This is a genomic window from Gilliamella sp. Nev5-1 (assembly GCF_001690895.1).
GTDB lineage: Bacteria > Pseudomonadota > Gammaproteobacteria > Enterobacterales > Orbaceae > Gilliamella > Gilliamella apicola_C.
Window position 1 is genome coordinate 21,413 of sequence record NZ_LZHO01000051.1, and the last position, 12,906, is coordinate 34,318.

Sequence of the window (12,906 nt, forward strand, 5' to 3'; positions counted from 1 at the left end):
TTCATACTCCCGAAAGGGAGATAATACAGAAAGCGTTATAGAGATAACCTTTCAACCCGTATACAAGAGGGGACGTATTCTTGTAAGCCCTTTGTAAGGTATAAACCTTACCAGTCCAGAGTTGAACTATATACAACTACATGATGAGCCGAAGATATAGCTGACATCAAAACTTCGCCATGAAGTAAACTGGAGCCTTTTGAGAGTCTTACACTCTCCAGTCATAGTTGGACTATACACAACTACAAGGCGAGCAATAAAACGATTGCCGACGTCTCTTTTTAACTAATAAGATACGACTTAATGTCCAGAGTTTATTCAAAACCACAGGGTAAAACATTAAGAAAGTAATTACAATATAGACAAAGTGATTAGTCGCAACATTAATCAACACAATATTAAAGTTAAGCGTAATACTAACTTTAAGGTTGATAATGAAGGGGCAATGGAGAATCATGTCTACAATATATTATTGGTAAAATATCAGGTGTAAGAGCCTACTTATTTCACTCGAGCAGTTATATAAGCAGTGCGTAAGCTGTTATTATCATTGTTGAATCAATCGTAATTATAGGAAATAAGCATGATGAATAGACAACCTGTTATATGACTAACAGTAACCTAGGGATAGTGCGAGACGGGTAACGGTCTGGTGCGGAGCTTCCCGACAATGTACCCCCTTGAGGAATAGCAAGGTTAATGTTTATCGTGAGGTAACGTTAAGTAATGACAAGTAGCATGTCATGAGGGGCTAGGCTAAATAGAAAGATGAACGTAAGTGAATTGTTGATAAACGCCGTGAATTGCAAAGAGCTTAAGCTACTGACAAGCTCTAACCAAAATGGTACATAGTGGGTTATCCTTCTTTACATTGGGGATACGTCATCATAAACACTATCGGCGAACAGACAACATCTTAACTATTTGTGTGATAATAATGGAACTTGGTAAGCCTGTATTTCCGCCTTAGGGCAGGTAAAGCGCAAGCGATACTGTTGGGAGTGCAGGTAAAGGAGGTTAGAGAAAGCGAATGATTGGCTGTAATGGCTGATATAGGGTATGAAATATGACCTAACTCGAAAGGGTGCAGACTTCTAACTGGTCTTTCATCGTAAGATGTTGGCTAATCCTTTTGTGGTCATTTCTTCGGGAATGATTGGGTGAGGAAAGGAAACAGGCAAGTGAAAACAAGCCCATTTCCCTACTCTAACAATTCACCATGTGACAGAGAAGTAGAATTTTATTTGGTCATTTGAATAATTCTTCTTCCCGTTCATGAACGAAGAAATTATTCACACCAAACCAAGTAGATTTCTGCTTATTTCTGTTACTACAGGAGTAAGTATGAAAGAGTACACTAAGTTTAACCAAAAAGTTAAAAGTAGTCCAGCTCCAGCGACTCCTGACATGAATGAGCTATGGCACAATATAGATTGGGTCAAAGCAACAAAACATGTTAAGGGATTGCAGGTACGGATTGCGAAGGCAACAATTGAAGGTGACTACCGTAAGGTTAAACGCTTACAAAGGTTACTAACACGCTCAACGTACGCCAAGCAATTGGCAGTACGAAGGGTGACGGAAAACAGAGGTAAAAGAACGGCAGGCGTTGACAAAGTAACATGGTCAACACCAAAGAGTAAATGGGAAGCGATTGCAACGCTGACAAGTAAAGGATATAGACCGAAGCCATTAAAGCGGGTTTATATTCCGAAATCGGATGGAAAGAAGCGCCCATTAGGCATTCCGACCATGAAAGATAGAGCAATGCAAGCGCTATACTTATTTGCTTTACAGCCTGTTGCTGAAACTACAGCAGATAAAAACTCGTATGGATTTCGCATCAATCGCTCAACGGCGGACGCGATAAGCCACGTGCATAAGATATTCTCACGCAAAGGGAGTCAAATGAGACAAACGGCGCAATGGGTATTGGATGCCGATATACAGGGTTGTTTTGACCATATAAGCCATGATTGGTTAATAGCGAATATACCGATGAATAAGCGGATATTAGCAAAATGGTTAAAATCGGGCGTAGTGGACATGGGGCAGGTTAAGCGGACGGAGGAAGGTACACCACAAGGGGGTATTATTTCACCGACTTTGGCGAATATGGCACTGGATGGCATGGACGAACTATTAACGAAACACTTCGGTGTAATAGGAAATAGACAACGGCGAGCCAATAAGGTGTACATGGTTCGATATGCGGACGATTTTATTATATCGGGGAGTTCGAAAGAATTACTTGAAGATGAAGCTCTGCCAATAATGCGGGAATTTTTGAAAGAAAGGGGATTAACCTTATCGGAAAAGAAAACTCATGTTGTTAATATCGAGCAAGGATTTGATTTCTTAGGCTGGACAGTAAAATCATTTAAAGGCAAATTGTTGATAAAACCGAGTAAAAAGAATGTGAAAGCATTTTATCGCAAGGTAAAAGAGACAATAAGCGCAATGAAGATGGTTAAGCAAGACATACTGATAGCAAAATTAAATCCAATGTTAAGGGGATGGGCTAACTATCACCGTAGCATTGTCGCTAAAGAAGCGTACAGTAAAGTAGACCATTTAGTCTGGCGAGCGATTTGGCGATGGTGTTGTCGAAGACACAGTAACAGACGGAAACGATTTGTAAAAGAGAAATATTTTACAAGGATACAAAGCAGGGACTGGATATTTGGTACACATACAACGAATCGGCACGGCGAAAAGATATGGATGGAATTACTGCTGTGCAGTAAAACAGAAATTAAACGTCATGTAAAGGTGAAATCGGAATACAATCCGTTTCTACCTGAATGGGAATTATACGGCGAAACGCTATACCAAAAACGGATGTACGAAGATTATTCGCACAGAAGTCAATGGCAAAGGTTATATAAGGAACAAAAAGGGCGTTGTGGATTATGTCATCTTTCTATCACAAAAGAGACGGGCTGGCATGACCACCATATCATATACCGTGTAAATGGCGGGGATAATAAGCTGAAAAACAGGGTATTATTACATCCTGTGTGTCATACTAAAGTTCAATGTGTCGTTGCTACCCGACTTTAGTCATTGATTACTTAATTAAAATAGCGCCCTTAAGGCGCTATCAGATTGATGACAAACCTCGATATAATTCGGGGTTTATTTTTTTATTTAAACCATAAATAAGATTTTTAATTTGGATTTTATTAAATAAATTAAAAAATAGCTTAAAAAAACGTAACAAAAATAGCTTTATCGCTATTTTCTTGATATTTTGAGCCGTTGCGGCCAATAAACACTGCATTTGAACCTGTGCTCCTCCTCTAAATCGTGCATAGCGATGTCCGTGGTGTTGTTTAGCATCAGCAAAGCTGCGCTCTATGGTTTCTTTTCGCCGAGCATAGACTTTTTTACCCCACTGACTTAAACGAATCTCGTTGGCTCTCTCTTTATCTGCTTCCCAGATATGCCGTGTGATGACTTTCTGTGTATTTTTACTCTGTGTACACTGTGACAATAACGGACAGATTTTGCAGGTTGTTGCATCAGAATGATAATGACGATAACCTTCCCTGCTGGTAGTTTTATATATTAATGTTTGCCCGTTTGGGCAAGTATAAGTATCGTTTTGACCGTTATAGATAAACTGCTTTTTTCTGATGGGATTCGCACCATGGGTGGGGCGACGATAACCCAACACCGGATATATCTGCTCTGCCAGCAGTAAATGGCAAATGGGAGCCGTAAAATAACCCGCATCAAGACCGACACCAACTGGATTAAAGCCAAACCGCTCTAGCTGGCGTTTTAATCGAGCCATGTAAGGCTGGGAATCATGGATATTTCCAGCTGTGACATAGGTATCGGTAATTAAATTATGTTTGCCATCAACCGTTCGGTGATCTAAGTAGAAGAACCCTTTAGGCTTGCCTTCCCGATGCATAAAGCCACTGTCCGGATCTGTTGTACTGACTTTAACCTCCTTGTATTTCTCTACCGTCGATGGCTTGATTAAGCGCATCAATATATTGACTGGGCTCAACAATACGCTGCTCATTACGTGCCTTGCCTTTATTGGCATTTGCTTTTAGGTGAGTACTGTCCGTATATAAAACCCGACCACTTATCAACCCTTTGGCAATGGCCTGCTCAACAATATTATCAAAAACCTGTTGATAGATTTCACTGTCATTAAACCGACGGCGACGATTTTGGCTGAGTGTAGAGGCGTCAATCACTTTTTCGGTTAATCCCATTCCCAGAAACCAGCGGTAAGCTAAATTGACCTGAATTTCCTGAACCAGACGACGTTCACTGGGGATACCGAAAAGATACCCCAATAGCATGATTTTAAACAGTCTGACCGGATCTTCTGCCGGACGACCGTTATTAGGGCAATAAAGTGGTGCTACCGCTTCTCGAATAAATTCAAAATCAATGACTTTAGCTATTTTACGAACAAGATGATTTTGGGGGACAAGCGCATCTAGTGAGATTTGCTCTATTTTTTCTGGTGTCGCTGGAGTTGGTTTTTTTAGCATAGAAGAACTTCTCTTATAATGGACTCCTCTCTATTAGATCAAAGAACTCGTCAAAAAGCGAGTTCTTTGTCATCAATCTGAAACCTCGCTATTTAGCGAGGTTTTTTTTTGCTTTAACTCTGGCAATAGCATCAGCAATGGATTGTTTGCGATCCTTTGGCGCAATCGTATTGGTATTATTAACTGGCATTGCGCGAGGAAATAATATTGTGGGCGGTACGAGTTGGTTATGGCTCAAACGTTGTTGTTTTTTCTGAGTTAGTACTAACTCTTCTGATTCAGTCAATGTAGTACCTAGTGTGCTTAATGTAATACAGTCTGTTGGACAGGTATTAATACAATTACTGCACGAGGTACATAATTGTGGCAAAATGGTGTGCAATACTTGCTTGCTGCCGACAATAGCATCGGTTGGGCAAACACGGATGCATTTGCCACAGCCAATACAGCTTTCTTCATCAATAAATGCTTTGTATTCTTGTTTAGTTTGCATAATCACTTCTTGCATTAACTTAAACCTACAATATTACCATCTTTGTCAATATCAATTTGTCTATAAGCTGGGTTAGTGCCTAACCCCGGCATGGTCATTACATTACCAGCATAAACACGAATAAAACCAGCACCTGCAGATATCGCTAAGTGACTAATATCGACATCAAAATCGGTAGGTACATTTTTTAGGTTTGCATCAGCACTAATTGACATTGGTGTTTTAGCAATACAAAGTGGCAACTGGTCCAGTTTTAGTACTTCGATCTCTTTGATATTTTCAAGTGCAGTAGTCGATAAATTAGCTTTGTTGGCACCATACTTTTTCACCATAGTTTGAATTTTATCTACTAGAGGCATGTTGTCAGGATAAGGTAGTTTGATTTCGTTTGGCGTATCACATGCTTTAATCACATGCTTAGCTAGTTTTTCTGCGCCTTTACCACCTTGAGTGAAAACTTCACTTACTTCACAGGCAAATGCACCATGCTCAATTGCATATTTTTGTAAAAATGCCAACTCTTCTTCGCTATCATGTGGAAAACGGTTAATGGCAACAATCACTTGTAGCCCATAACTTTTAGCATTGTTGATGTGCCACGCTAAATTAGCTGCACCAATTTCAAGTAATTCAACATTTGATTCTGAAATTTCTTTCGGGATTGCTTGTCCTGGTTTGATGTTATATTTACCACTGTTTGATTTTAAGCTACGCACGGTGGCAACTAACACTACACACGAAGCTTTAATACCCGCTTGGCGATATTTAATATTGAAGAATTTTTCCATGCCCATATCTGAGCCAAATCCAGCTTCGGTTACAACATAATCAGCAAGTTGTAAAGCAATGCGATCAGCAATGACTGATGAGTTACCATGGGCAATATTAGCAAAAGGTCCTGCATGAATAAGCACAGGAGTATGTTCAACGGTTTGCATCAAATTTGGGTTAATTGCGTTCTTAAGTAAGACTGTCATTGCACCAGCAACTTCAAGTTGCTCTGCGGTAATCGCTTCGCCTTGAGTATTATAAGCGAGAATTATGCGACCAATGCGCTTACGCATATCGTGTAAATCTGAGGCTAATGCTAAAATTGCCATAAGCTCTGATGCTGCGGTAATTTCAAATCCATCTTGCCGCGTGATTCCATTAACACCACCGCCAACACCAACAGTAATCTTGCGAAGCGAGCGATCATTATGATCAATTACTCGTTTCCAAACAATGCGGTTTTCATCAATATTTAGACGAGGTAAACCAGTCTGCGCAGTAAATTCATCGCCTAAACGCGCTTCATGATAAAGGCGCGAATCCAATGCTGCCGACGCCAAGTCGTGAGCCGCAGTAATTGCATGAATATCACCCGTTAAATGCAAATTTAACGTTTCCATCGGTAATACTTCAGCTTGACCGCCACCAGCAGCTCCGCCTTTGACACCAAATACAGGTCCTAAGCTGGGTTGACGAATACAAGCAATTGCTGTTTTACCAATATAATTTAGTCCTTCACTTAATCCAATTGTGTTAACCGTTTTTCCTTCACCGAGTGGGGTTGGTGTGATAGCGGTAACTAATACCAATTTGCCACTAGGCTTGTTTTGATTCGCTTTTAGAATAGACAAATCGATTTTTGCCACATGTTTGCCATAAGGTAGGACAAATTCTTCAGGGATATTGCATTGTTTTGCTATTTCGGTAATTGGGCGTAATGGCATATAAGTTCTCATCTAACAATAAATTGGAATGTCAGTATAAAGAATTTGAATTGCCGAATAAAGAGACAATTTTATCTTTACTTATTTTCGGCACAATTGGTAATTATCTTGTTATAATAATTAAAAACATTCAATAAAAGGATAATAGTTAAATGAATTGGTTTTCCGAATATTCGCTTTTCTTAGCAGAGACGGCGACAGTCGTTATTGCCATTTTAGCAATACTGATTTTTATATTAAGCCAACGTCGTAAATCAGCAACGGTTGGTGGACGCTTATCTGTCAAAGATATTAGTCAAGAATACGAGCAAGTCAAAGATGATATGCTAATGTCAAGCATGGGCGAGCTAGAAGCTAAACTGTTTATGAAAGATATTAAAAAACAGAAAAAATGCGAAAAGAAGCAGGCAAAATTAGCGGCTAAGCAAAAAAAGAAACAAGTCAAAAACCAAGAAAAATCTGACGAAAAATCGGCGCTAGATAATGCAACAAAGTTGGCAGAAAACAATATAGATCAACAAGTCAAACCTAAATTATTTGTATTGTCTTTCAATGGTAGTATGGATGCACACGAAGTTGAAGAATTACGTCAAGAAATTACCGCTGTATTAGCTGTTATTAAACCAGAAGATGAAGTTGTAGTAAAACTTGAAAGCCCTGGTGGTGTAGTCCATGGTTATGGGCTTGCGGCATCGCAGTTGTTACGGTTTAGACAGCGTAATATTCCTTTTACGGCTGTCGTCGATAAAGTTGCAGCCAGTGGTGGGTATATGATGGCATGTACTGCGTCAAAAATCATTGCTGCACCATTTGCTATTGTGGGCTCTATTGGGGTAGTTGCTCAAATTCCTAACTTTAATCGTTTGCTTAAAAAGCATGATGTGGATATTGAATTGCAAACAGCAGGTGCGTATAAGCGTACTTTAACCATGTTTGGTGAAAACACCGATGAAGGTCGACAAAAATTCAAACAAGAGCTTGAAGAAACCCATCTTTTATTTAAAGACTTTGTTAAAGAATACCGCCCAAATGTTGATATCGAACAAGTTGCAACTGGCGAGCACTGGTTTGCAACTCAAGCTAAAGATAAAGGCTTAGTTGACGAAATCAGTACGAGCGATGACTTTATCTTATCTCACTTAGATACACATAAAATTATCTCTGTTAGTTATTTACGTCGGCAAAAACTATCTGAAAAGTTAGCTAAAAATGTAATAAAAGATGTGGAAAGACTGTTTTTAAGGCAAGGAAACGGGCTGTGATAGCCCGTTTTATAATGCATTGAATTATTCATAATTTCGTATTAATAATATGCTGATTGGCATATTATTTATTTTTTATTTATAAATCAAATTATTATCTTTTTTATTTAATTCCCACAATCATTATCTATTATCTTCTAACGATAATATTAATTGTTAAAACTGACTATCTATTAATCTAATTGCAATTTAATATAAGCCTATATTCATATAGTTTGATGGATATAGCTCCACCTTATTACATTTCTTTTTTTAATTCATAAATCATTACGCTTGAGGACAATTATTATGTTTCAATGGCTTTCAAACTGGATTTTAGATGGACTAAAACATTCCCCTGAAATTTTATTATTTCTATCGTTGAGTTTAGGGTATTTGATTGGTGGCATTAGGATAGGCAAATTCCAACTCGGTGGTGTTGCTGGTTCGTTGCTTGTTGCTGTCGCTTTAAGCGTTTTGGGTGTGACTATTGACGCTGGTGTTAAAGCGATTCTTTTTGCGTTATTTATTTATGCAGTGGGTTATGAAAGTGGTCCGCAATTTTTCCGTTCACTTGGTATAAAAACCTTACGTGAAATCTTCTTAGCATTATTTATTGCAGTTGCAAGTTTTATGACTGTTATCGTACTAGCCAAATTATACCATTTAGACAAAGGTCTTGCTGCTGGATTAGCCGCGGGTGGTTTGACACAATCGGCAATTATGGGCACAGCCTCTGATGCATTAAGCCAATTAGGTTTAAGCGCCGATGAATTAAGAAAAATGCAAGCAAATGTAACTATTGGTTATGCTGTGACCTATATATTTGGTTCACTAGGTGCCATTATTGTCTGTGTCAATATTCTGCCAAAAATCATGGGTAAAGATATTGGTGATGACGCAATAAAAGCACAGGCTGAGCAACTTCATGGTTCGCTTTCATTAAGTGCTGCTCAAAATCTAGCTTTATCTGATATTAGTGGTCGGTTGTATCGTATTACCAATAAAATTAATCAAACAGTGGCGCATGTTGAACAAACTATTAATGGCATTAGTATTGAGCGTATCAAACGTGGCAATAAAATCATCGAAGCAATGCCAGAAACAGTATTAAAGTCGAAAGATATTATTCTTGTTGTGGGTCATCGTGATTCAATGATTAAAGCACATGATCTACTTGGTAGTGAAGTGAATTCAGCATCTGGAATGGATGTGGTAATGAATAAGTTAGATGTTGAAATGCGTAATAGCCGTTATGAAGGTGAAAATCTTACCCAAGTACTTCAATCAGATGAAGTGATGAAGTTAAAACATGGCATCTATCTTTTAGCGGTTAATCGTGATGGACAATCTCTTCCCCTTAATAATGATATTTATTTAAAACTTGGCGATGTTATTACTATTTATGGTGCTGATAGTGATCTTCGTCGTGTTATTGACAAAATCGGTGCGCCAATTACCAAAAGTGAAAAAACTGACTGGACATTCCATGGTCTAGGGCTTGTTGTTGGCCTTATTATTGGCTTAATTGTGATTCGCGTAAGTAATATTCCTATCACATTAGGTGCTGGAGGTGGTGCGCTTTTATCAGGATTATTATTTGGTTGGTATCGGTCGGCTCACCAAACTATCGGTAATATTCCTACTGGTGCAGTGCAGCTTTTAAAAGATTTTGGTTTAGCTGGATTTGTTGCTGTTGTGGGATTAAGTTCTGGTCTTCAAGCAATTAATACAATTGAAGAACAAGGTTTATCTCTATTTTTAATTGGTGTGGTTGTTACTTTGCTACCAATGCTACTTGCCATTTATTTCGGAAAGTATGTCCTTGGCTATAAAAATGCAGCGGTATTTGCTGGTGCTTTAGCAGGATCGCGAAGTGCTAACCCCGCTTTCGGTGAAGTGCTTAATAAAGCTGGCAATTCAACGCCAACTAGCTCTTTTGCTATTACTTACGCTTTAGCTAATGTTTTCCTAACTTTATTAGGTCCATTAGTTGTTGCTTTTGTTTAATTGATATATCAAATTAAGGGTACTAATGTATGAAAAACAAAACAGAATATAGCCAATATGCTAATTTAAGTCCTTTTGAATTAAAAGATAACTTAATTAAACTGGCACAAAGCCATACTGATCGGGTGATGTTAAATGCGGGTAGAGGTAATCCAAACTTTTTGGCTACTTGGCCTCGTCAAGCATTTTTCCAATTAGGTGTGTTTGCCACTCAAGAATCCGAAATGTCATTTTCATATTTAAATGAAGGTGTTGGCGGTATGCCAATTAAAGCAGGATTAACTGGACGCTTTGAACATTTTATTTGTCAAAATTATAATACCCCTGGTGTTGCATTTTTAGGTAAAGCTTTTTCTTATATCCGAGATCAACTTGGGCTTGATGAAAACGCTTTTTTACAAGAAATGGTAGAAGGTATTTTAGGATGTAACTATCCTGTACCCGATAGAATGCTCCACTTTAGTGAAGATATTGTTAAAGCCTATGTTTTACAGCAAATGGGTGCCCAATATCTAGATCGTGATAATATCGATTTATTTGCCGTTGAGGGTGGCACAGCCGCCATGGCTTATATTTTTAACTCCATGAAAGAAAACGGATTAATCCAAAAAGGCGATAAAATTGCTATTGGTGCGCCTATATTCACACCTTATCTTGAAATTCCAGAACTCAATGATTATCAATTGGTTGAGGTATTAATTAATTCTGATCCTAATTCAAATTGGCAATATCCTGAGTCAGAATTGCGTAAATTAGAAGATCCAGCAATTAAAGCCTTTTTTGTTGTTAACCCATCTAATCCACCATCAGTTAAAATTGACGATAAAAGCTTAAAAATTATCGCTGACATTGTTAAAAAACGTCCTGAATTGATTATTTTGACCGATGACGTTTATGGTACATTTGCCGATGATTTCCAATCTTTATTTGCAATCTGTCCGCAAAATACTATTTTAGTTTATTCATTTTCTAAATACTTTGGTGCGACAGGTTGGCGATTAGGTGTTATAGCAACGGCTAATGATAATGTGATAGATAAAACCATTAAAGCATTACCAAGCAAAACTAAACAGATCTTAAATAAACGCTATAGCTCAATTACGACTGATCCGGAAAATCTTAAATTTATCGATCGCTTAGTGGCTGATAGTCGTGCTGTAGCATTAAACCACACTGCAGGCCTTTCAACACCACAACAAGTACAAATGGTCTTATTTGCATTGTGTGAAATGATGGATAGTGATCAAAGCTATAAAAACGCACTAAAATCACTTATCCGCCGCCGTGCAACATCACTTTACCAACACTTGGGGCTTAAACATACCACCGATAAAAACAGTGTTGATTATTATACACTTGTTGATCTTGAGCATATTTGCCGAGAATTATATGACGATAAATTTGCTCAATGGATATTAAAAAATAAAAATCCGACTGAGATGTTATTTAGAATAGCAGACGAAGCGGGGGTCGTTCTATTACCAGGTAAAGGATTTGCTGTACAACATCCTTCTGCTCGAGCATCGTTGGCTAACTTAAATGAATATCAATATGCAGCGATTGGTTTATCAATGCGTAAATTGGCCGAAGAGTATTATGCTGAGTATCAAGGTAAAGCAAAGAAAAATAGCTAATTATTTAGATTTTTTTATCTAACTATTAATCAAACCCTAGTTTATCTAGGGTCAGATTGATGACAAACCTCGATATAATTCGGGGTTTATTTTTTTATTTAAACCATAAATAGGATTTTTAATTTGGATTTTATTAAATAAATTAAAAAATAGCTTAAAAAAACGTAACAAAAATAGCTTTATCGCTATTTTCTTGATATTTTGAGCCGTTGCGGCCAATAAACACTGCATTTGAACCTGCGCTCTTCCTCTAAATCGTGCATAGCGATGTCCGTGATGTTGTTTAGCATCAGCAAAGCTGCGCTCTATCGTTTCTTTTCGCCGAGCATAGACTTTTTTACCCCACTGACTTAAACGAATCTCGTTGGCTTTCTCTTTATCTGCTTCCCAGATATGCCGTGTGATTGTAAATACCCCAAACTTAGTACAAGATTCAAGTAGAAAATCATGCTGTTTGTTTTAGTGTTTTATATTCGAGCGGTGTCATGTTATTTAATGCCTCATGCGGCCTTTCGGTGTTATAAATTGTTAACCATTCTTCAGTTATTCTCCTTGCTTGAGCTAAGTTGTTAAAAAGATATAAATCGAGTACTTCAGTACGATAGGTACGATTAAATCGTTCAATATAGCCATTTTGATAAGGGCTACTGGGCTGGATATAATCAATGGTTATACCATGGTTGGTAAAGGTTTTTCCTGTAAATTCTGGCCCATTATCGACCCGTATTTTTAATGGATACCCATGATATTCGGCCAGTTTATCTAAGTAACGGGTAATCCTTCCTGCCAGTAAGCTTACTGCAATATCAATACCTAACGCCTTACGATTAAAGTCATCGATAACATTGAATGTCCTAAAGCGACGTTGATTACAGCGACTATCACTCATAAAATCCATTGACCAACATTCACCTTGTTTATTGGGGGCTAATAACCTTTCCGGGCATCGTGGAGGAATGCGTTTTTTACGCTTTACCCTGAGATTAAGCTTTAATTCACAATACACCCGATATACCCGTTTATGATTCCATTGATAGCCGAGCTTTCTGATACGATTAAAACATTTAGGAAAGCCCCAGCGTAAATGCCGGTCTGTGATAGCATTCAACACCGAAACAATCACCGAATCATCCTGTAACTTAGCTTGATAATAGTAAGCACAACGGCTTAAACCAACAATGGCACAACTCATAGCAATAGTAACTGAATGATTTTGTTGTAGTTGCTGTGCCCACGTTTTACGTGCCCCTGTTGGCACTAAAGCTTTTTTATGATTTCTTCCTGAAGCTGAGA

At 38.1% G+C, this 12,906-nt stretch carries 7 protein-coding genes and 2 pseudogenes; 4 read left to right on the plus strand and 5 right to left on the minus strand.

Translation table 11 applies throughout. The annotated features are described in order from the left end of the window. Nucleotides 1-1,407 precede the first annotated feature (1,407 nt). A complete protein-coding gene (gene ltrA, locus A9G41_RS07190) occupies nt 1,408-3,063 on the plus strand; it encodes a group II intron reverse transcriptase/maturase (protein ID WP_075539490.1) in 1,656 nt (551 codons plus the stop codon). Nucleotides 3,064-3,103: 40 nt separating this feature from the next. Here ltrA and A9G41_RS07195 read toward each other — a convergent pair. From A9G41_RS07195 to A9G41_RS07205, 3 genes and pseudogenes are all read right to left on the minus strand, one after another. Further along, a pseudogene (locus A9G41_RS07195) lies at nt 3,104-4,520 on the minus strand (IS1182 family transposase). A gap of 88 nt (nt 4,521-4,608) precedes the next feature. Then, nucleotides 4,609-5,013, minus strand: coding sequence for an RnfABCDGE type electron transport complex subunit B (locus tag A9G41_RS07200; protein WP_218837684.1), 405 nt, complete (start codon nt 5,011-5,013; stop codon nt 4,609-4,611). Nucleotides 5,014-5,027: 14 nt separating this feature from the next. After that, complete coding sequence (locus tag A9G41_RS07205) at nt 5,028-6,728, minus strand: formate--tetrahydrofolate ligase (RefSeq protein ID WP_218057991.1); 1,701 nt, start codon at nt 6,726-6,728, stop codon at nt 5,028-5,030. 152 nt (nt 6,729-6,880) lie between these two features. Between A9G41_RS07205 and sohB the strand changes: the two genes are divergently transcribed. The 3 genes from sohB to A9G41_RS07220 all read left to right on the plus strand — a co-directional run bounded on the left by sohB (nt 6,881) and on the right by A9G41_RS07220 (nt 11,613). Further along, a complete protein-coding gene (sohB, locus tag A9G41_RS07210; protein WP_065582693.1) occupies nt 6,881-7,990 on the plus strand; it encodes a protease SohB in 1,110 nt (369 codons plus the stop codon). A gap of 288 nt (nt 7,991-8,278) precedes the next feature. Continuing rightward, entirely contained in the window at nt 8,279-9,979 is a 1,701-nt protein-coding gene (gene aspT / locus A9G41_RS07215) for an aspartate-alanine antiporter (protein ID WP_075539489.1), read from the plus strand. A 29-nt stretch (nt 9,980-10,008) separates the two neighbouring features. Beyond that, the gene (locus A9G41_RS07220) at nt 10,009-11,613 is read left to right on the plus strand and encodes a bifunctional aspartate transaminase/aspartate 4-decarboxylase (protein ID WP_065582695.1); all 1,605 of its coding nucleotides are present in this window, start codon (nt 10,009-10,011) and stop codon (nt 11,611-11,613) included. 51 nt (nt 11,614-11,664) lie between these two features. On the opposite strand, the pseudogene A9G41_RS14735 reads toward A9G41_RS07220, so the two are convergent. Both A9G41_RS14735 and A9G41_RS07230 read right to left on the minus strand, forming a co-directional pair. Beyond that, nucleotides 11,665-12,048: pseudogene (locus A9G41_RS14735) on the minus strand (transposase); the annotation flags it as partial. Nucleotides 12,049-12,058: 10 nt separating this feature from the next. After that, on the minus strand, nt 12,059-12,906 hold an 848-nt coding region (locus tag A9G41_RS07230), incomplete at its 5' end, for an IS3 family transposase (RefSeq protein ID WP_082259632.1).